This window comes from Micrococcus sp. 2A (assembly GCF_039519235.1).
Taxonomy (GTDB): domain Bacteria; phylum Actinomycetota; class Actinomycetes; order Actinomycetales; family Micrococcaceae; genus Micrococcus.
In genome coordinates, this window is the sequence record NZ_CP154351.1 from 1,595,553 (window position 1) to 1,615,786 (window position 20,234).

14 protein-coding genes are annotated in these 20,234 nt (G+C 74.8%); 4 read left to right on the plus strand and 10 right to left on the minus strand.

From position 1 onward, the window contains the following. Positions 1-38 precede the first annotated feature (38 nt). From AAG742_RS07300 to AAG742_RS07310, 3 genes are all read right to left on the minus strand, one after another. Positions 39-2,327 carry a UvrD-helicase domain-containing protein gene (locus AAG742_RS07300; protein ID WP_298713702.1) on the minus strand — a complete coding sequence of 763 codons (2,289 nt, stop codon included), beginning with the start codon at positions 2,325-2,327 and terminating at the stop codon, positions 39-41. Positions 2,328-2,513: 186 nt separating this feature from the next. Beyond that, complete coding sequence (argH, locus tag AAG742_RS07305; RefSeq protein WP_343281966.1) at positions 2,514-3,974, minus strand: argininosuccinate lyase; 1,461 nt, start codon at positions 3,972-3,974, stop codon at positions 2,514-2,516. Positions 3,975-3,990: 16 nt separating this feature from the next. Beyond that, positions 3,991-5,232, minus strand: coding sequence for an argininosuccinate synthase (locus AAG742_RS07310; RefSeq protein ID WP_248117101.1), 1,242 nt, complete (start codon positions 5,230-5,232; stop codon positions 3,991-3,993). Positions 5,233-5,807: 575 nt separating this feature from the next. Between AAG742_RS07310 and AAG742_RS07315 the strand changes: the two genes are divergently transcribed. Further along, entirely contained in the window at positions 5,808-6,770 is a 963-nt protein-coding gene (locus AAG742_RS07315; protein ID WP_298987422.1) for a transglycosylase family protein, read from the plus strand. A 135-nt stretch (positions 6,771-6,905) separates the two neighbouring features. On the opposite strand, the gene argR is transcribed toward AAG742_RS07315, so the two are convergent. From argR to argC, 6 genes are all read right to left on the minus strand, one after another. Further along, positions 6,906-7,394, minus strand: a complete 489-nt coding sequence (gene argR / locus AAG742_RS07320; RefSeq protein WP_298987419.1) for an arginine repressor — start codon at positions 7,392-7,394, stop codon at positions 6,906-6,908. Next, complete coding sequence (gene argF, locus AAG742_RS07325; protein ID WP_298713707.1) at positions 7,394-8,380, minus strand: ornithine carbamoyltransferase; 987 nt, start codon at positions 8,378-8,380, stop codon at positions 7,394-7,396. The genes argR and argF overlap by 1 nt, the downstream gene beginning before the upstream one ends. A 73-nt stretch (positions 8,381-8,453) precedes the next feature. Next, positions 8,454-9,713, minus strand: coding sequence for an acetylornithine transaminase (locus AAG742_RS07330; RefSeq protein ID WP_343281967.1), 1,260 nt, complete (start codon positions 9,711-9,713; stop codon positions 8,454-8,456). After that, positions 9,710-10,681 (minus strand): acetylglutamate kinase, encoded by a 972-nt coding sequence (gene argB / locus AAG742_RS07335; RefSeq protein WP_298713712.1) that lies wholly within the window; start codon positions 10,679-10,681, stop codon positions 9,710-9,712. Before argB ends, AAG742_RS07330 begins: the two co-directional genes overlap by 4 nt. Before the next feature lie 11 nt (positions 10,682-10,692). Beyond that, the gene (gene argJ, locus AAG742_RS07340; protein WP_343281968.1) at positions 10,693-11,853 is read right to left on the minus strand and encodes a bifunctional glutamate N-acetyltransferase/amino-acid acetyltransferase ArgJ; all 1,161 of its coding nucleotides are present in this window, start codon (positions 11,851-11,853) and stop codon (positions 10,693-10,695) included. Then, entirely contained in the window at positions 11,850-12,890 is a 1,041-nt protein-coding gene (argC, locus tag AAG742_RS07345) for an N-acetyl-gamma-glutamyl-phosphate reductase (protein WP_298713717.1), read from the minus strand. Before argC ends, argJ begins: the two co-directional genes overlap by 4 nt. A 62-nt stretch (positions 12,891-12,952) precedes the next feature. On the opposite strand from argC, the gene AAG742_RS07350 reads away from it, so the two are divergent. The 3 genes from AAG742_RS07350 (at position 12,953) to AAG742_RS07360 (ending at position 19,552) form a co-directional block, all read left to right on the plus strand. Further along, on the plus strand, positions 12,953-13,957 hold the full coding sequence (locus tag AAG742_RS07350; protein ID WP_298713720.1) for a quinone oxidoreductase: 1,005 nt from the start codon (positions 12,953-12,955) through the stop codon (positions 13,955-13,957). Positions 13,958-14,153: 196 nt separating this feature from the next. Beyond that, complete coding sequence (locus tag AAG742_RS07355) at positions 14,154-18,155, plus strand: Pls/PosA family non-ribosomal peptide synthetase (RefSeq protein WP_298713723.1); 4,002 nt, start codon at positions 14,154-14,156, stop codon at positions 18,153-18,155. After that, positions 18,152-19,552: a M1 family metallopeptidase gene (locus AAG742_RS07360; RefSeq protein ID WP_298713725.1), complete on the plus strand. Its 1,401-nt coding sequence runs from the start codon at positions 18,152-18,154 to the stop codon at positions 19,550-19,552. Before AAG742_RS07355 ends, AAG742_RS07360 begins: the two co-directional genes overlap by 4 nt. 28 nt (positions 19,553-19,580) lie before the next feature. Here the strand turns inward: AAG742_RS07360 and AAG742_RS07365 are convergent, their stop codons facing one another. Continuing rightward, the gene (locus AAG742_RS07365) at positions 19,581-20,234 is read right to left on the minus strand and encodes a 4'-phosphopantetheinyl transferase superfamily protein (protein ID WP_298713730.1); all 654 of its coding nucleotides are present in this window, start codon (positions 20,232-20,234) and stop codon (positions 19,581-19,583) included.

Below are 20,234 nucleotides of genomic sequence, written 5' to 3' on the forward strand. Positions count from 1 at the left end.
ACGCGCCGCCGTCGTGGGGGACCACGCCGACGCCGGCCTCAGCGGGGCACGGCGCTGAGGCCGGCGGGCAGCCGCGCCTCCTCCGCCGTGGAGACGATCGTCAGGGCCTGCGTGCACCGCGTCATGGCCACGTAGAGGTCGCCGACGACGCCGTGCGCGTCCTCCACGATCCGCTCGGGGGCCGCGAGGACCACGGTGTCGAACTCCAGTCCCTTGGTCTCGCGGGGGCTCACCACGACGACCTCCACCCCGGGCAGCGGCGCCCGGTCCACGCGCGCCGTTCCCCAGCGCTCCCGCAGGGCGGCCACCTGGGCGGGCACCTCGGCCTCGGGCACGATCACCGCGGTGAGTGCATCCGGGACCAGGTCGCGCTGGCGGGCGACGGCGTCGCCGACCAGCCCGGCGAGCGTGCCGCCCGGCTCCGCGACGAGCTCGGGGGCGTGGTCGCCCTCGCGCACCGCCTCGGGCTGCGAGACGGCGAGACCGGCCGCCTGTGCCACCTGCGCCGCCCAGCGCATCACCCGGGCCGGCGAGCGGTAGTTCACCGTCAGCTCCTCCAGCCGCCAGCGGTCCCCGAAGACCGGCGTGAGCGCCGCGTCCCACGAGCCGGCCGCGTCGAGCCGCGAGGACTGCGCGATGTCCCCCACCACCGTGAAGGACTTCATGGGGCAGCGGCGCGCGAGCAGCCGCCACTGCATCGGGGAGAGCTCCTGTGCCTCGTCCACCACCACGTGGCCGTACGTCCACGAGCGGTCGTGGGCGGCCTGGTCGGCCGTCGTCCTGCGGACGCCGCCGGGCTCGTTGGCCGCGGCGAGCTGCTCGGCGTCCACCACGCCGTCGATCCCCATGTCCTCGAGGCTCTGGTGCATGTTCTCCAGCGAGGCGCGCGCGTTGTCCACGTTGCGGCGGTGCTGCGCCTCGGACTCCCGGCCGGTCGGCGGGGCCTCCACGGCGCCGAGCAGCTCCGCGGCCTCGTCCAGGAGCGGCACGTCCGCCTCGGTCCACGGGGAGCCGGCGGGCCGCAGCAGCGCGGCGATGTCCTCGTCGGAGAGCCACGGGGCAGCCGCGCGCAGCAGGGGCTCGCGGGAGAGGAGGTCCCCGATGAGCCACTCCGGCGTCATCGGCATCCAGCACAGGTTGAGCGCCACCCGCACGTCGCGGGCGGTGCGCACGTCCTCCAGGAGGAGGTCCCGCTGCACGGGGGCGCCGGAGGACTTCTCCAGCTTCTTGCGCAGCTTCTCCGCGAGGTCCTTCACGAGGATCTTCACGAAGGTCGCGCGCGCCTCGTTGTGCGGCTTGCCCGTGGCACGGGCGCGTTCGCGAGCGCGCCGCACCATGGCCGGCTTGAGCTTGACCACCGTGCCGTCGATGTTCAGCCGGCGGGGCTCCACGAGGAGGCGCTGGCGCTGCGCGACGGCGTTCGCCACCACCTCTGCCATCTCGAGGCGGCCCTTCACCGCCGCGGCGGCAGCCCGCGGCTCTGGTCCGGCCTGGAACCCCGGCATGAGCGTGCCGAGCGAGGCCATCACGACGCCCGTCTCGCCGAGCGAGGGCAGCACCCGCTCGATGTACCGCATGAAGGCGGTCGAGGGGCCCACCACGAGCACGCCGGAGCGGGCCAGCCGGTCGCGGTGCGTATACAGCAGGTACGCGGCGCGGTGGAGGGCGACGGCGGTCTTACCCGTGCCCGGCCCGCCCTGGACGACCAGCGCGCCCGAGACACCGGCGCGGATGATCTCGTCCTGCTCCGCCTGGATCGTGGCGACGATGTCCCCCATGCGGCCCGTGCGGCGCGCCGTGACGGCGGCCAGCAGGGCGCCCTGGGAGTCCGGGCTGATGTGGTCGTCGTCCGCGAGCAGGCCCGGGTCCAGGATCTCGTCGTCCAGGTCCCGCACCTCGCGGCCGCGCAGCATGAGGTGACGCCGGCGGCGCACGTGCTGGCGACGGGCCGCCGTCGCCTGGTAGAAGGCACCGGCCTCGGCGGCGCGCCAGTCCACGAGGAGCCGCTCCTGCTGGGGGTCGGTGAGGCCGATGCGCCCGATGTAGCGCTGCTCCGACACGCCGTCCTCGTCCGGGTCCAGGTCGAGGCGGCCGAACACGAGCCGCTCATCGACGGCGTAGAGCTGGGCGAGGCGGTCCTCGTAGAGCGTGGCGAAGGCGTCCCGCTCGGAGTGGTTCTGGAGCGATCCCTCGAGCCCGGTGCGGCGCACGCGGGCGAGCTGCTCCTCCTTCTCGACGCGCAGGGCGTCCAGCCGGGCGTAGCGCTCGGACACCCGCCCCTGTTCGAGTTCGAGCTCCGTCTGGCGGGCGGACACGACGTCGGTCATCGCGGTGGTCCTTCACAGGGGCGGTCGGGGGTGGGCGGGCTCGGCGCGCCGCGCACCCGGTGGAAAAGTGACCACCCATGCTACAGCGACACAGATGAACGACAGATGGCCGCGCGGTGGACCTCCCCGCACGGCCATCCCCGTCCCATCCGGGCCTCGGCGCCCCCGCGAGGGCACCGGCGCGCCTCACCGCGCGTCGACCACCGAGCCCCGGCTGGCCGCGAACGCCCGGAGGGGCTCCAGGGCTGCGGCCAACGCCTCGATCTGCGCGGCGACGGCCGAGGGGGCCGTGCCGCCCTGCCCGCTGCGCGCGGCCAGGGAGCCCTCGGTGCTGAGCACCTCGCGCACCGCCGGCGTCAGGTGCGGGGAGATCCGCGCGTACTCCTCGTCGGAGAGGTCCCACAGCTCGACGCCGCGGGCCTCGGCCGCCTGGACGGCCTCCCCCGAGAGCTCATGCGCCTCGCGGAAGGGCACGCCCTGACGGACGAGCCACTCGGCGACGTCCGTGGCGAGCGCGAAGCCCTGGGGGGCCAGCTCCGCCATCCGCTCGGTGCGGAAGGTCAGCGTCGCGATCATCCCGGAGACCGCGGGGAGCAGCAGCTCGAGGGTGTCCGCGGCGTCGAACACGGGCTCCTTGTCCTCCTGGAGGTCCCGGTTGTAGGCCAGGGGCATCGCCTTGAGCGTGGCCAGCAGGCCTGTGAGGTCGCCGATCAGACGTCCGGACTTGCCGCGCGCCAGCTCCGCCACGTCCGGATTCTTCTTCTGCGGCATGATCGAGGACCCCGTGGAGAAGGAGTCGTGCAGGGCCACGAACCCGGCCTCCTTCGTGGCCCAGAAGATGACCTCCTCGGAGATGCGCGAGAGGTCCACGCCGATCATGGCCGCCACCCAGGCGAACTCGGCGTAGACGTCGCGGGAGGCCGTGCCGTCGATGGAGTTCCACACGGCCGAGTCGAAGCCGAGCTCCGCGGCCACCGCGTTCGGGTCCAGGCCGAGGGAGGATCCGGCCAGGGCCCCCGAGCCGTACGGAGAGACCGCGGCGCGGGCGTCCCAGTCCGCGAGGCGCTGCAGGTCCCGGGCGAAGGCCCACGCGTGGGCCAGCAGGTGGTGGGACAGCAGCACCGGCTGGGCGTGCTGGAGGTGGGTGCGCCCCGGCATGGGCGCGTAGGGGCGGGCCTCGGCCTGGGCCAGGAGGGCGTCGATCGTGTCGAGGACCCCCCGCGCCACGATCCGGGCGTGGTCCCGGAGGAACATGCGCCCGAGCGTGGCCACCTGGTCGTTGCGCGAGCGGCCCGCACGCAGGCGCCCGCCCAGCTCCGGCCCGGCGCGCTCGATGAGACCGCGTTCGAGGGAGCCGTGCACGTCCTCGTCCGAGGCCGAGGGCGCGTACGCGCCCGAGCGCACGTCCTCCTCCAGGCGGTCCAGTGCCGCGAGCATGTCCCCCAGCTGATCCGCCGTGAGCAGGCCGGCCGCGTGGAGGACGCGGGCGTGGGCCCGCGAGCCCGCGATGTCGTAGGGCGCGAGCCGCCAGTCGAAGTGCGTGGACTTGCTGAGCGCGGCGAGGGCCTCCGAGGGTCCCCCGGCGAAGCGGCCGCCCCACAGGGCACCCTCATTCGTGCCGTGCCGCGGCGTGGACTGCTCCGTCACGTGTCTCCCCTCGCGATCAGTCGTTGCTCAGGCGGGCGACGTCGGCGAGGTCGGCGGTGCCGGCCAGGCGCTGCTCGCGCTCGGACGCGGTCTTGGCCGAGAGCCCGAAGATGTCGATGAAGCCGCGGGCCGAGGACTGGTCGAACGCGTCGCCCTCGTCGTAGGTGGCGAGGTTGAAGTCGTAGAGGCCCGTCTCGGAGCGGCGGCCCTGCACCGTGGCGCGGCCGCCGTGGAGCTCGAGGCGGATCTCGCCGTTCACGTGCTCCTGAGTCGCGTCGATGAAGGTGTCGAGGTTGCGCTTCAGGGGGGAGAACCACTGGCCGTCGTAGACCAGCTCGGTCCAGCGCTGCTCCGCCTGGCGCTTGAAGCGGGCCTGCTCGCGCTCGAGGGTGACGTGTTCGAGCTCGCGGTGGGCGGCGATCAGCGCCATCGCGCCCGGGGCCTCGTAGATCTCGCGGGACTTGATGCCCACGAGGCGGTCCTCCACGATGTCGATCCGGCCCACGCCCTGGGCGCCGGCGCGGCGGTTGAGCTCCTCGACGATCTGCAGCGGCGAGAGCGCGCGGCCGTCGAGGGCGGTGGGGACGCCCTTCTCGAACGCGATCGTGACCACGTCCGGCGCCGGCGGGAAGGCGGGGTCGTCGGTGTAGTCGTAGACGTCCTTCGTGGGCCCGTTCCAGATGTCCTCGAGGAAGCCGGTCTCGACCGCGCGGCCCCAGACGTTCTGGTCGATCGAGAAGGGGTTCTTCTTCGTGGTGGCGATCGGCAGCCCGTTGCGCTCCGCGTAGTCGATCGCCTTGTCGCGGGTGAGCGCGAGGTCGCGCACGGGGGCGATGCACTTCAGGTCCGGGCCGAGGGTCTGGATGGACACCTCGAAGCGCACCTGGTCGTTGCCCTTGCCCGTGCAGCCGTGGGCCACGGTCGAGGCGCCGAACTGGCGGGCAGCCGCCACGAGGTGGCGGGAGATCACGGGGCGCGAGATCGCGGACACCAGCGGGTACGCGTCCATGTACAGGGCGTTCGCCTTCAAGGTGGGCATGCAGTACTGCTCCGCGAACTCGTCGCGCGCGTCCGCGACGTAGGCCTCCACCGCGCCGCAGTCGAGGGCGCGCTGGCGGATGGTCTCGAGGGACTCGCCGCCCTGGCCCACGTCCACGGCGACGGCGACGACCTCGGCACCCGTGGCCTCCGCGATCCAGCCGATGGCCACGGAGGTGTCCAGGCCTCCTGAGTAGGCAAGGATGATGCGTTCCTTCACGATGAACTCCTCTGTCTCCTGTGTGCTGCGTCCGGGGCGGGCGCGCGGGCCCGGTTGGCCCCGCACTGCTGACCGATCGTACCCAGCATTTGCATAAATATTCAATGCGTCGCATATGGAACCCCCGCGGCGCAGGGATGACGTCTGCCACACATCGAGCGCGTCCGGACCCCCTCGATGCACGGGGGGACATTCCCCGGGGGCACGCCCCCTCCACCGTTGTCCACACCCCTGGGTGGACGGATCGCGCGGCAACGAGCCGCTTCATGCCGGATTGTCCGACCGGGATGGGCGATACGGAGCGGATCGTCCTCGCATACAGCCCCTCGGTCCCTCCCGGCCGTCGCCACGGGTGCCCGATTTGACGGGCCGCCCCCGAAGGGCGTTGACTCGTTCGTAGCCGATTCGTGATCTCACCGTTATCTGCCTGAGCGGATGACGCGATGATCTCGTGATCGAAATGCTTCGTCGGTCGCCCGCTGTGGGGTCGTCCCGAGCCGACGGAGTCTTTGACCCGACCAAGGAGTAGACGACCCCGGTGCGCCCCGGCCCGCCGAACAGCGAGGACTCGACACATGGACATCATGACTCTCTTCGCTTCTTCCGCCACCCGCTCCCGCCGTGCGACCGCGACCGTCGTCGCCGGCATGACCCTGGCCGGTGCTGCCGCTGTCGGCGGCGCCGTTCCCGCCCAGGCCGCCTCGGTGGCCACCTGGGACCGCCTGGCCCAGTGCGAGTCCGGCGGCGACTGGTCCATCAACACCGGCAACGGCTTCTACGGTGGCATCCAGTTCACCTACTCCTCCTGGCGCATGGTCGGTGGCTCGGGCTACCCGCACCAGGCCTCGAAGGCCGAGCAGATCAAGCGCGGCGAGATGCTCCTCGACATGCAGGGCTGGCGCGCCTGGCCCGCCTGCTCCAAGAAGCTGGGCCTGACCGCCTCCGATGCCGCGGGCACCCCGTCCGTTGCCGTCGAGCGCACCGCCACCGTGCAGCGTCAGGATGCCGCTGCCGCCGAGCGTGCCGCTGCTGAGCGCGCCGCCGCCGAGCGTGCCGAGGCCCAGCGTGCCGCAGCCGCCGAGCGCGCCGAGGCCCAGCGTGCCGCAGCCGCCGAGCGCGCCGAGCGCGCCGAGCGCGCCGAGGCCCAGCGTGCCGCCGCGGAGCGTGCCGAGGCCCAGCGTGCGGCAGCCGCCGAGCGCGCCGAGGCCAAGCGTGCCGCAGCCGCCGAGCGCGCCGAGGCCAAGCAGGCCACTGCTGAGCGCGCCGAGGCCAAGAAGGCCGCTGCCGCGAAGTCCGCTCCGGTGAAGGCTGCGGCTCCCGCAGCCAAGGCCGCCCCCGCCGCCAAGGCTGCGAAGGCCGCTCCCGCCGTCAAGGCCGAGCAGACCGTCGTGGTCGCCAAGGGCGACACCCTGAACAAGCTGGCCGCCGAGCACGGTGTCGACGGTGGCTGGAAGGCCATCTACGAGGCCAACAAGGACCTCATCGAGGATCCGAACCTCATCTTCATCGGCCAGGAGTTCGTCCTCCCCCAGGCCTGATGAGCCTCGCGTGACCCTCAGCGTCACGCACCACAAGAAGGCCCCCGCCGTCCGGTGGGGGCCTTCTTGCGTGTCCGGAGCGGTGGCGCCCACGCCGGCGGCCGGCAGGTGGACGCCCCGGGGCGCCGGTCCCGGTCAGCCGGCGAGGCCCAGCAGCCGGGAGGCCACGACGGGTGCGTTCTCCGAGCCGGCCGTGATCAGCAGGATGGTGTCGTCGCCGGCGATCGTGCCGAGCACGTGCTCCACCCGGGCGTGGTCGATCACGCTGGCCAGGAACTGGGCGGCCCCCGGCGGGGTGCGCAGCACGACCAGGTTCTCGCTCGGCTCGGCGGAGATCAGCAGCTCGCGGGCCATGCTCGCCAGGCGGCCCTGCTGGGACTCCGAGCTGCGCGGCGGGACCGCGGACTCCTCGCCCTCGGCCGGCACCGCGTAGACCATCCCCGCGGCGCCGCGCACCCGGACGGCGCCCAGGTCCACGAGGTCGCGGGAGAGGGTGCCCTGGGTGACGGAGAGGCCGCGATCCCCCAGGGCGGCGGAGAGCTCGGCCTGCGAACGGACCTCGCGCGTGGCCAGCAGCTCGCGGATCGCGGCCTGCCGGGCGGTCTTGGTGGTCGGCACGGCCATCAGCGCGCCCCCTCCGCCGTCGCGCGCGGATCCTCCGCCAGCCCGGAGCGGTACAGGAGCCAGGCCATGAGGGCCTTCTGCGCGTGCAGGCGGTTCTCCGCCTCGTCGAAGACCACCGAGGCCGGGCCGTCAATGACGTCGGCGCTCACCTCGTAGCCGCGGTAGGCCGGCAGGCAGTGCAGGAAGATCGCGTCCTCGGCGGCCCGGGCCATCGCGGCCCCGTCCACCTGGTAGGCGCGGAAGAGGGTGAGCCGCTCCTCCTTCTCGTCCTCCTGGCCCATGGAGATCCAGGTGTCCGTCACGACCACGTCGGCGCCGTCCAGGGCCTCGCCCGGATCCGAGGTGATGAGCACCGAGCCGCCGGTCTCGAGGGCACGCTCCCGAGCGGCCGCCACGACGTCGTCGGCGGGGAGGAAGCCGGCGGGGCCGGCGATCCGCACGTGCATGCCCGCCGTGACGCCGGCCAGGAGGTAGGAGTTGGCCATGTTGTTGGCCGCGTCCCCCACGTACGCCAGGGTCAGGCCCGCGGTGCGGCCCTTGTGCTCCCGCACCGTGAGGAGGTCGGCGAGCAGCTGGCACGGGTGGTAGTCGTCGGAGAGCGCGTTGACCACGGGGACCCGGGAGTGGGCGGCCATCTCCTCGAGACCGGCCTGCGCGAACGTGCGCCACACGATGATCCCGACCATGCGCTCCAGGACCTGGGCCGTGTCCGCGACGGACTCCTTGTGGCCCAGCTGCGACTCCCCCGGGTTGACGATCAGCGGGCTGCCGCCGAGCTCCGCGATCCCGGCGGAGAAGGACACGCGGGTGCGCGTGGAGGTCTTGTCGAAGAAGACCACGCCGGTGCGGGGACCCGCCAGCGGGCGGTGCAGGAAGCGGTCCTCCTTCATCTCCAGGGCCAGGTCGAGGACCTCGGCCTGCTCCGCGGGGCTCAGGTCCGTGTCCACCAGGAAGTGGCGGGTCGGGGGGTGGGGGGCGGTGCTCATGGGGTCTCCTCCCGGAGAGGTGGGGCGGACGGGTGGGGCGGGCGGGCCCGCCAGGTCGGTGGCGCGAGGTCGCTCAGGCGGCGGCCACGAGGGCCGGCAGCGAGTCCGTGAAGCGGTCGAGGTCGGCCCGCCCGATGGTCAGGGGCGGGGCCAGGCGCAGGGTGGCGGGACCGGTGGCGTTGAGGATCCATCCGGCGTCGAGGCCGGCCCGCACGACGCCGGGGGCGAGCCCGCCCTCCGGGTCCGCGCCCGCCCTCTCGGCGAGGTCCACGCCGATCCACAGGCCGTAGGCGCGCACGGCGCTCACCTCCGGCAGCGCCGACAGGCGGGCGGCCAGGCGCACGCCCTCCGCGCGGACACGCTCCAGCAGCCCCTCGGCGCGGATCGTCTCGACGACGGCCAGGCCGGCCGCCGTTGCGAGTGGATTGCCGCCGAACGTGGTGCCGTGCTGGCCCGCGGTGAGCAGGCCGGAGGCTCGCTCGCCCACGCACACGAGCGCGCCGATCGGCACGCAGCCGCCCAGGCCCTTCGCAAGGGTGAACGCGTCCGGGAGGACGGGCACGTCCGAGCCGGTGACCTCCGGGCTCTGGAAGCCGAACCACGCCCCGGTGCGGCCCATGCCGGACTGCACCTCGTCGAGGATCATGAGGGCTCCGGCCTCACGGGTGGCCTCGCGGACCCCGGACAGGTAGCCGGCGGGCCAGCCGTGCACGCCTGCCTCGCCCTGCACGGGCTCCAGCAGCACGGCCGCCACGGTGGCCCCGTCCGCGTCCGGGGCGAGCGCGGCGCGCAGCGCGGGAAGATCCCCGCCCGGGACGTGCTCGACGCCGCCGGGCAGCGGCTCGAAGGGGGCGCGGTAGGCCTGCTTGTGGGTGAGGGCGAGGGCGCCCATGGTGCGGCCGTGGAAGGCCCGCTCGAGGGCGATCACCCGGGTGCGCCTCCCCGAGGGGTCCTCGCCGCCGTGGCGGCGGGCCAGCTTGAAGGCGGCCTCGTTGGCCTCGGTGCCGGAGTTGGCGAAGAAGACGGTGGAGCCCTCGGGTGCGCCGGCCGCCGCGAGCAGCTCCTCCGCGAGCCGGACCTGCGGCTCCGAGGTGAAGAGGTTGGAGACGTGCCCGAGCGTGCCGACCTGCTCGGTCACCGCGCGCACGATCGCCGGGTGGGCGTGGCCGAGCGAGTTCACGGCGATCCCGGCCAGCAGGTCCGTGTACTCCTTCCCGTCCGCGTCCCACACGCGGCTGCCCTCCCCGCGCACCAGGACGCGCGAGGGGGGCCCGAACACGCCGGTCAGGGAGGCGCCGTAGCGCTGGAGCAGCTGGGACTGGGTGGTGCTCATGCGTCCTCCTGGCCCGGGGCCGGTGCGTCGTCGTCGGGGACCACCTGGGTGCCCACGCCCGCCGACGTGAACACCTCCAGCAGCATGGAGTGGGGCCGGCGGCCGTCCACCACGTGGGCGCGCTGCACGCCGGCCTCCACGGCGTCCAGGCACGCGGCCATCTTCGGGATCATGCCCGAGGCCAGGGAGGGCAGCAGGGCGCGCAGCTGGCCGGCGGTGAGGGAGCTGATGAGGGATCCGCGGTCGGGCCAGTCCGCATAGAGTCCCTCGACGTCCGTGAGGAGGACGAGCTTCGTGGCCCCCAGGGCGGCCGCGAGCGCGGCGGCGGCCGTGTCGGCGTTGACGTTGAGCACGTGGCCGGTGGGGTCGCCGTCCGGCCCGATCTCGGGGGCGACGGAGGAGACGACGGGGATGCGCCCAGCGTCGATCACGTCCCGGATGGCGGCGGGGTTCACCCCCGTCACCTCGCCCACCAGCCCGAGGTCCACCTCGACGCCGTCCACGACGGCGCCGGTCCGGCGGGCGCGGAACAGGCCGGCGTCCTCCCCCGAGGACCCCACCGCGTACGGCCCGTGCGAGTTGATCAGTCCCACGAGCTCGCGGCCGACCTGGCCGGTGAGGACCATGCGCACCACCTCCATGGCCTCCGGCGTGGTGACGCGCAGTCCGCCCCGGAACTCGGAGGAGATCCCGAGGCGGTCGAGCATCGCGTTGATCTGCGGACCGCCTCCGTGCACCACCACGGGGTGCACACCCACGTGGTGCAGGAACACCACGTCCTCGGCGAACGCCGCCCGCAGCTCCTCCGAGACCATGGCGTTGCCGCCGTACTTGATGACCATGGTGGTGCCGGCGAAGCGGCGGATCCACGGGAGCGCCTCCACGAGGACCTCGGCCTTCGAGGCGGCCTGCTCGAGGCGGTCCGCCGTGGAGAGCACGGGCGGGGCGGCGGTGGGGTTCTCGCTCATGTCGGGTCTCCTCACGTGGAGTAGGCGGAGTTCTCGTGCACGTAGTCGTGGGTGAGGTCATTGGTCCACACGGTGGCCTCCGCGGAGCCGGCGTGCAGGTCGATCTCCACGCGCACCTCCCGGGCGCCCAGGTCCACGAGGGAACGGTCCTCCCCCACGCCGGAGGCGCGGCACACCTGCACGCCGTTGAAGGAGACGTCCAGGGCGTCCGCGTCGAAGGGCGCGAGGGCCTCCGGCACGGTGCCGACGGCCGAGATGACGCGTCCCCAGTTCGGGTCCTGGCCGAACACGGCGGCCTTGAAGAGGTTGGACCGGGAGACCGCGCGGGCCACCGCCTCGGCGGCCGCTTCGGTGCTCGCTCCCACCACGCGGATCGCGATCTCGTGCGACGCGCCCTCGGCGTCGCCGATGAGCTGGCGGGCGAGGTCCGCGCACACCCCGCGCAGCAGCTCGGTGAACTCGCCCGGATCCGGCGTGGCGCCCGAGGCGCCGGAGGACAGCAGCACCACGGTGTCGTTCGTGGACATGCAGCCGTCGGAGTCGGCGCGGTCGAACGTGGTGCGCACGGCCTCCCGCAGCGCGGCGTCGAGCACGGCGGAGGGCAGCAGCGCATCCGTGGTGAGGACGCACAGCATGGTCGCCAGTCCGGGCGCGAGCATGCCGGCGCCCTTGGCCATGCCGCCGATGACGTGGCCCTCGCCCGTCGCCAGCGCCTGCTTGGGCACGGTGTCCGTCGTCATGATCGCGACGGCGGCGTCCCCGCCGCCGTCGGCGGAGAGCGAGCCCGCCGCCGCAGAGACGCCCTCGAGCAGGAGCGGCATCGCGAGGCGCTCGCCGATCAGACCCGTGGAGCAGACCACGACGTCGGCGGGGTCCACGGACAGGGCCGCTGCCGTGTGCTCCACCGTGCGCCGGGCGTCCTCGAGGCCGGCCGCGCCCGTGGCCGCGTTGGCCCCGCCCGAGTTGAGCACGACGGCGGCGGCGCGCCCGTCCGCGAGCGCCGCGCGGGAGAGGCGCACGGGGGCGGCCGCCACGCGGTTCGTCGTGAACACGCCGGCGGCGGCGTGCTGCGGCCCGTCGTTCACGACGACGGCGACGTCCGGCCTCCCCGACGGCTTGAGCCCGGCCGTGACGCCGGACGCGCGGAACCCCTGTGCTGCGGTGACGCTCACGGCGCGACCCCCTGGTGCTCGAGCCCGGTCTGCTCCGGCAGTCCCAGGGCGATGTTCATGGACTGCACGGCGCCGCCGGCCGTGCCCTTGGTGAGGTTGTCGAGGGCGGCGGTGACGATCACGCGCCCGGCGCGCCCGTCCACGGCCAGCTGCAGCTGCACGTGGTTGGAGCCCAGCACGGCCTTGGTGGCCGGCCACTGCCCCTGGGGAAGCACGTGGACGAAGCGCTCGCCCGCGTAGGCGGCCTCCCACGCCGCGCGCACCGCGTCCGGCGCGACCCCGGGGCGCAGGCGCGCGGTCGCCGTCGCGAGGATGCCGCGGGGCATGGGGGCGAGGGTCGGCGTGAAGCTGATCTGCACGCGCTCCCCGGCCGCCTGGGACAGGCCCTGCTCGATCTCGGGGGTGTGCCGGTGCCCGCCGCCCACGCCGTAGGGGCTCATGCCTCCCATGACCTCGGAGCCGAGCAGGTGCGGCTTGGCGGCCTTGCCCGCGCCCGAGGTGCCGGACGCGGCCACGATCACGACGTCGGAGGTCTCGAGCAGGCCCGCCGCGAACCCGGGGGCCAGGGCCAGGATCGACGTCGTGGGATAGCACCCGGGGACGGCGATGCGGCGGGCGCCGGCCAGCCTCGCGCGCTGGCCCGGCAACTCGGGCAGGCCGTAGGGCCACGTGCCCGCGTGCTCAGATCCGTAGAAGGCCTCCCAGTCCTCGGCGGACTCGAGGCGGTGGTCCGCGCCGGCGTCGATGACGAGCGTGTCCGGGGAGCGCTCCGCGATCTGCGCGGCGAGCGCGCCCGAGGCGCCGTGGGGCAGGGCGAGGAGGACGACGTCGTGCCCGGCGAGCACGTCCGCGGTGGTCTCCTGCAGCACGCGGTCCGCGAGGGTGTGCAGATGCGGCTGGAGGGCGCCGAGGCGCTCCCCCGCGTTCGAGTGCGCCGTGATGGCGCCGATGCTGACCTCGGGGTGGTCCGCGAGCAGGCGCAGGGCCTCTCCCCCGGCATAGCCGCTGGCGCCGGAGACGGCGACGGTGTGAGTCATGGGCCCACCCTACCTGGTGTATGCGAGATTCGGAATATGTATGCGATCGTACAGTGGACGGCATGAGCCTCGAACACGCCTCCCCCGCCCACCCCTCCACCCACCACGCCGTCGTCGTCGCCTCCGCGGGCGGACCCGAGGCACTGGCGTGGACCGAGGTCCCCGTGCCGACGCCGGCCGCCGGGCAGGTCCTCGTGCGCACGGCGGCGGCGGGCCTGAACTTCATCGAGACGTACCAGCGCTCCGGCGTGTACGCCGTGGACGTCCCCTTCACCCCCGGCACCGAGGGTGCGGGCGAGGTCGTGGCCGTGGGCGACGGCGTCGACGGCTCCCTCGTGGGGCGCCGCGTGGCGACGGCCGCCGGGCACGCCACGTACGCCGAGCACTTCACAGCCCCCGCCGACCAGCTCCTCGACGTGCCGGACGCCATGGACCTGGCCGACGCGGCGGCCCTGCCCCTGCAGGGCATGACGGCGCACTACCTGTGCCGCTCGACCTTCGAGGTGTCCGAGGGGCAGACGGTGGCGCTCACCGCCGGCGCGGGCGGCGTGGGCCTGCTCCTGACCCAGCTGGCGTCGGCCCGCGGGGCGCGCGTGATCGCCGCCGCCTCCACCGAGGAGAAGCGCGAGCTCTCGCGGGCCGCCGGGGCACACGCCGCCGTCGGCTATGCGGAGCTGAGGGACGCGGTCCTCGAGGCCACCGGCGGAGAGGGGGCGCACGTCGTCTACGACGGCGTCGGCCGGGACACCTTCGAGGCCTCGCTGACGATGCTGCGCGTGCGCGGCCTGCTGGTGCTCTTCGGGGGCGCCTCCGGCCAGGTCCCCCCGTTCGACCTGCAGCGCCTGAACTCCGGCGGCTCGCTCTACGTGACCCGGCCGTCCCTGGCGGCCTACACACGCACCGCCGAGGAGACCCGGCAGCGCGGCGCAGAGCTCTTCTCCGCGTGGACTCAGGGCTCCCTCGACGTGCGGATCGGCGCCCGCATCCCGCTCTCCGACGCCGGACGCGCGCACCAGCTGCTCGAGTCCCGCGCGACGACCGGCAAGGTGCTCCTGACGCTTCCGTGACCCCGCCGTGACGGTGTCACGACGTCCTCGCGGGGCGGCGCGGAAGAGCCTCCGCCGCCGCCCGGGGAGGGAGGACACCGCGCACGAGTCGTCAGGTTAACAACAGGTGAACTACACTGGGCTGGTTCGGCGGCCCGTCGTGAATCTCCCGACGCCGCGCCGCCCACCCATCGACTGACCCTTCATCGGAGGTCCCATGACCGAGCCGACCGCCCGCGTCCACCCGCCGCAGCTCCCCGGATCCGACCGCACCCCGCCCCCACGGACCCTCCTCGACCTCTTCGAGGCCACGGTGCGTGAGCATCCCGACTCCCCCGCCCTCGACGACGGCCGCGAGCAGCTGACCTACGCGGAGCTGCACGAGCGCGTGCTGGAGTCCGCCCGCTTCCTCGCGGAGCGCGGCGTGCGACCCGGGGACCGGATCGGCGTGCGGATCGCGTCCGGCACCGTCGGCCTCTACGTCTCCATCCTCGCCGTGCTGGCCGCCGCCGCCGCCTATGTCCCCGTGGACGCGGACGACCCGGAGGAGCGCGCCCGCCTCGTGTTCGGCGAGGCCCGCGTGGCCGGGATCCTCACGGACGAGCGCGTGCTGAGCGCCTCCCGCGAGCCCGCCGCCGACGTCGGGACGGGCGAGCCCGTGCGCCCGGGCCTGGGCGACGACGCGTGGATCATCTTCACCTCCGGCTCCACGGGCACCCCGAAGGGCGTGGCCGTCTCGCACCGCTCCGCCGCCGCATTCGTGGACGCTGAGGCGCGGATCTTCCTCCAGCAGGACCCGCTCGGCCCCGGCGACCGCGTGCTGGCGGGGCTCTCCGTGGCCTTCGACGCCTCCTGCGAGGAGATGTGGCTGGCCTGGCGCCACGGCGCATGCCTCGTGCCGGCCCCCCGCGCCCTCGTGCGCTCGGGCATGGACCTCGGCCCGTGGCTGGCCGAGCGCCGGATCACCGCCGTCTCCACGGTGCCCACCCTCGCCGCGATGTGGCCGACCGAGGCCATGGACAACGTGCGTCTGCTCATCTTCGGCGGCGAGGCCTGCCCGCCGGAGCTCGCCGCGCGCCTGGCGGTGGAGGGCCGCGAGGTGTGGAACACCTACGGCCCCACCGAGGCGACCGTGGTGGCCAGCGCTGCCCCTCTCACGGGCGAGGGGCCCGTGCGCATCGGGCTGCCGCTGGACGGCTGGGACCTCGCCGTCGTCGATCCCGCCACGGGGGTCCCCGTGGCCGCGGGCGAGACGGGCGAGCTGATCATCGGCGGCGTGGGGCTGGCCCGCTACCTGGATCCCGCGAAGGACGCCGAGAAGTACGCCCCCCTGCCCTCGCTGGGCTGGGAGCGCGCCTACCGCTCGGGCGACCTCGTGGTCTTCGACCCCGCGGGCCTGCTGTTCGTGGGCCGCGCCGACGACCAGGTGAAGCTCGGCGGCCGTCGCATCGAGCTCGGCGAGGTCGACGCCGCCCTCCAGGCACTGCCCGGGGTGCACGGCGGCGCGGCCGCGGTGCGCTCCACCCCCGCCGGGCACCAGATCCTGGTGGGCTACCTCAAGCCCGGCGGTCCGCTCGAGGACTTCGACCTCGCGGACGCCCGCGAGCGCCTCACCGAGGAGCTGCCGGCCGCCCTCGTCCCGCGCCTCGCCCTCGTGGAGTCCCTGCCCACCAAGACCTCCGGCAAGGTGGACCGCCACGCCCTGCCCTGGCCCCTGCCGGGCGCCGAGGCCGCGGACGAGGGCGCCCCCGAGATCGACGAGTCCACCCCCGCGGGCTGGGTCCTGCGGCAGTGGGCGGACATCCTCGGCCAGGCCCCCGCCGGGCCGAAGACCGACTTCTTCGCCGCCGGCGGCGGCTCCCTCGCCGCGGCGCAGCTCGTGGCACGCCTGCGCCAGCGCCACCCCGCGGTCACGGTACAGGACGTGTACCGCCACTCCAAGGCCGGCGCGCTCGTCGCCGCCGTCGTGGGTGAGGAGGGCGACGCCCCGGGCATCGAGGTGCACGACCGCCACGTGGCCCGCACCCGGCACCGCACGCAGTGGGCGCAGACCCTCGTGGGCCTGCCCGTGTTCGTGCTGCCCGCGCTCCGCCTGGGCGTGTGGACGGGCCTCGTGCTCAACGTCCTCGCCCTGACCGGCCTGGCCCCCGGGCTGCCGACCGTGTCGTGGTGGGTGCTCGGCGTGGCGGCCCTGCTCGTCGTCACCGCGCCGGGTCGCATGCTCATCGCCGGCCTCGCGGCGCGGCTGCTGCTGCGCGGCGTGGAGCCCGGCTCCTATCCGCGCGGCGGCCGCGTCCACCTGCGCCTGTGGCTGGCCCAGCACGTCACGGACCTCGTGGACCCGTACTCGCTCGCCGGCGCCGCGTGGGTCCCGGCCTACGCCCGCCTGCTCGGCGCGAAGATCGGCCCGGACGTGGACCTGCACTCGGTGCCCCCCGTGACCGGCCTGCTCGAGATCGGCGAGGGCGCGTCCATCGAGCCGGAGGTCGACCTCTCGGGCTACTGGGTGGACGGCGACGTCGTCCGGATCGGCCGGATGCACGTGGGCGCCGGCGCCGTGGTCGGCGCCCGCTCGACGCTGATGCCGGGGGCCCGCGTGGGCGCCGGCGCGCACGTGGAGGCCGGCTCGACCGTGGCCGGCCGCCTGCGCGGCGGCCAGCGCCACGCCGGATCTCCCGCCGCCAAGGTGGGCAAGGTCAAGGCGGACGGGCCCAACGTGGCGCCACCCCGGGCCACGGGCTGGCGCATCGCCTCCACCGTGGGCTCCACCGTGCTGGCCCTGCTGCCGCTCGTGGCGGCCGCCGCCGCGCTCGCCGTGGGCGCGTGGTCCCTGGCGTGGTGGCCGGAGGCGGGCGCCGCGGCCACCCCGCTGGCCGCCGTCGGGCAGACCGCCCTGCGCCTGCTGGCCGCCTCGCCGCTCATGGCGGCGGTGTGGTTCGGCACGCAGATGCTGCTGGTCCTGCTGACCGTGCGCGTGCTCTCCGTGGGCATCACGGAGGGCCACCACCCCGTCCGCTCTCGGGTGGGCTGGCAGATCTGGGCCACCGAGCGTGTCCTCGACGCCGCGCGAGACCAGCTCTTCCCCCTCTACGCCTCGCGCTTCACGCCCGTGTGGCTGCGCTGGCTCGGCGCGGAGATCGGCCGCGACGTGGAGGCCTCCACCGTGGTCCTGCTGCCGAAGTTCACCCGCGTGGGCGACGGCGCGTTCCTCGCCGACGACACCATGGTCTCCTCCTACACCCTGCAGGGCGGCTGGATGCACGTGGGCCCGGCGAAGGTGGGCAAGCGCTCCTTCGTGGGCAACTCGGGCATGGTCCCGGGCGGGCGCACCCTGCGCCGAGACTCGCTCGTGGCCGTGCTCTCCACGACGCCGGCCAAGACGAAGGCCGGCTCCTCCTGGATGGGCTCCCCGCCCGTGCGCCTGCGCCGCACCGAGGTCGCCGCGGACGCGGCCCTGACCTACGACCCGCCGGCCCGGCTCAAGGCCGCGCGCACCGCGTGGGAGCTGCTGCGCGCCATCCCCGTGTGGCTCCACGTCGCCCTCACCATCGCCGTCGGTGCGGCACTCGCCGCGCTGGCCGCCGTCGGGGGCTGGCTCCTGGCCGCCGTGCTGGGCGGGGTCGTGCTGCTGGCCGCGGGCGCGGTGGCGGCCGGCATCACCGTGCTGGCGAAGAAGCTGTTCGTGGGGCGCATCCGCACCTCGGAGCACCCGCTGTGGTCCTCGTTCATCTGGCGCAACGAAGTGGCCGACACGTTCACCGAGTTCCTCGCCGCCCCGTGGTTCGCCCGTGCCGCCGCCGGCACGCCCGCACTCGTGTGGTTCCTGCGGGCGATGGGCGCGCGGATCGGGCACGGCGCGTGGGTCGAGTCCTACTGGCTGCCCGAGGCCGACCTCGTCACCCTCGGCGACGGCGCCACCGTGAACCGCGGATGCGTGGTGCAGACGCACCTCTTCCACGACCGCGTCATGGCCCTCGACGAGGTCACCCTGGGCGACGGCGCCACGCTGGGCCCCAACTCCGTGGTCCTGCCCGCGGCGCGCCTGGGCGCGGGCACCACCGTCGGCGCCGGCTCGCTCGTCATGCGCGGCGAGGACCTGCCCGCCGGCACCTGGTGGCTCGGCAACCCCGTCGCGCCGTGGCGCATGCCGGACGGACCGGTCGCCGTCGTCGAGCACGGAAGCACCGCCGCCCCCGCCACCACCGCAGAGGAATCATGAGCACGGACCCCTACATCCCCGGAGTCGGCACGGACGTGGCGACCATCGAGCACATCGACCTGACGCTCGACGTCCGGCTGGCCGCCAACCGCGTGGCCGGCGTGGCCGTGCTGCGCGTGCGGCTGCGGCGCCAGACCTCGAGCGTCGAGCTGGACCTGCACCGCCTCGCGGCGCAGTCCGTGACCGGAACGGTGGACGGGCGCACGCTGAAGGTCCGGCACTCCCAGCCGCGCCGCACGCCGCACCGCCTCGTGGTGCAGCTGGGCGAGAGCCTCCCCGAGGGCGCCCTCGTGGAGCTGACGGTGACGTACGCGGGCACCCCCGCGCCGCGCCGCAGCCCGTGGGGCACCATCGGCTGGGAGGAGCTCACCGACGGCGTCCTCGTGGCCGGGCAGCCGCACGGCGCGTCCACGTGGCTGCCGTGCATCGACTCCCCCGCGGTCCGCTCGACGGCACAGATCACCCTGACCTGCGACGCCGGCTACCTCCCCGTGGCCAACGGGATCGGCCGGCCCGTGCGCACCCGCGGCTCCCGCGTGACGTGGCAGTGGCGCATGGACCGGCCCGTTCCCGCGTACCTGCTCACCGTGCAGATCGGGCGGTACCGCCGCGTGGACGCACCGACGGCCGTGCCCGTCCCGGCCGGCCGCGGGGCGCACGCGGCCGCCTCCCGTGTGGCCGCCGACGCCGACGCGAGCCTGCCGCCGCTGAGGCTCGTGGTCTCGCCCCGCCAGGAGCAGCGCGCCCGCGCCGCGCTGGCGCCCCAGGCGCGGATGATGTCCGCGTTCGTGGACGCCTACGGCGCCTACCCGTTCGAGGAGTACACCGCCGTCGTGGCGGACGAGGTCCTCGAGATCCCGCTCGAGGCGGCCGGCATGTCCCTGTTCGGCACCAACCACCTGGACGGCTCGTGGGAGTCGGAGCGGCTGATCGCCCACGAGATGTCCCACCAGTGGTTCGGCAATGCCGTGACGCTGGGCCGCTGGTCGGACCTGTGGCTGCACGAGGGCTTCGCGTGCTACTCGGAGTGGCTGTGGGCCGAGGCGTCGGGCCGTTCCAGCATCGCCTCGATGGCCCGCCGCGCGTGGCACCGGCTGCGCGAGGAGCCGGAGGACCTCGTGCTCGTGGACCCCGGGCCGCGGGACATGTTCGACGACCGCGTGTACAAGCGCGGCGCCCTCACCGTGTTCGCGCTGCGCGAGCTCCTCGGCCCGCGCGCCTTCCGCGACATGGTCCGGGCCTGGGTGGCGCAGCACCGCTTCGGCACGGTGGACACCGCCGCGCTGCGCGCCCACGTCCACGCGTGGGCCGAGGCGGAGGGCGTGGAGGGATCGGACGTCGACGCGCTGTTCGAGGCGTGGACCGCGAGGGCGCCGCTGCCGGCGTTCCCGGGCTGACGCCGGCGGCGGTTGCGCCCGCGCGCGGTCATCGTCCGCGTCGCACCCGGAAGGCCAGCGCCCCGACGGCGCCGGGGACGACCGTGTCGTCGAGGTCGACCACGCGCATGCCCGCGGGAGGCCGCAGGGCGGGGACGTCGGTCGGATCACCGGTGAAGCCCGTCCCGGCGGCCTTCACGACAGCCTCCTTGCGGGTCCACAGCACCGCGCGGGCGGCCGGGCGGGCGGCCTCGTCGTGATCTGCGAGCCAGCCGCGCTCCCGAGGCGAGAAGGCGACGTCCCCGAGCGCGGCGTCCGTCGCGAAGGCCGGCGCGTCCTCCCGCTCCAGGTCCAGCCCGAGGCCGGCCCCCCGCCCCGCTCCGGCCCACCACGCGCCGAGCCGGACGCGCATGCCCGGCGCCCCGGGCACCGCCACGTGCGTGAACGAGACGAGCGCGCAGCGGCCGGTCGGCAGCCCCGTGAGGGAGGGCGCCCCGTGGTCCGTCCCCCCGCAGGCCGGGCACGCGTGCCCCAGCCCCAGCGGGCCCACCGGCTCCCCCCACACGTCGGCGAGCGCCGACGCGATCTCCTCCAGGAGGGCGGCGGTGGCGGCGACGGCCGCCCCCGCGGGTGCGGAGACGGCCGTCGTCAGACCCCAGCGGCCCGGAAGGCCACCCGGGGCGGGAGCGTGGCGCGCGCCCAC

Excerpts from the sequence above, each read along its gene's own strand:
- AAG742_RS07300 (WP_298713702.1), bottom strand. The coding sequence starts at position 2,327 with ATGACCGACGTCGTGTCCGCCCGCCAGACGGAGCTCGAACTCGAACAG.
- argF (WP_298713707.1), bottom strand. The coding sequence starts at position 8,380 with ATGAGCACCGCCCCCCACCCCCCGACCCGCCACTTCCTGGTGGACACG.
- AAG742_RS07350 (WP_298713720.1), top strand. The coding sequence starts at position 12,953 with ATGAGCCTCGAACACGCCTCCCCCGCCCACCCCTCCACCCACCACGCC.
- argR (WP_298987419.1), bottom strand. The coding sequence starts at position 7,394 with ATGGCCGTGCCGACCACCAAGACCGCCCGGCAGGCCGCGATCCGCGAG.
- argC (WP_298713717.1), bottom strand. The coding sequence starts at position 12,890 with ATGACTCACACCGTCGCCGTCTCCGGCGCCAGCGGCTATGCCGGGGGA.
- AAG742_RS07355 (WP_298713723.1), top strand. The coding sequence starts at position 14,154 with ATGACCGAGCCGACCGCCCGCGTCCACCCGCCGCAGCTCCCCGGATCC.
- argB (WP_298713712.1), bottom strand. The coding sequence starts at position 10,681 with ATGAGCGAGAACCCCACCGCCGCCCCGCCCGTGCTCTCCACGGCGGAC.
- AAG742_RS07315 (WP_298987422.1), top strand. The coding sequence starts at position 5,808 with ATGGACATCATGACTCTCTTCGCTTCTTCCGCCACCCGCTCCCGCCGT.
- AAG742_RS07330 (WP_343281967.1), bottom strand. The coding sequence starts at position 9,713 with ATGAGCACCACCCAGTCCCAGCTGCTCCAGCGCTACGGCGCCTCCCTG.
- AAG742_RS07360 (WP_298713725.1), top strand. The coding sequence starts at position 18,152 with ATGAGCACGGACCCCTACATCCCCGGAGTCGGCACGGACGTGGCGACC.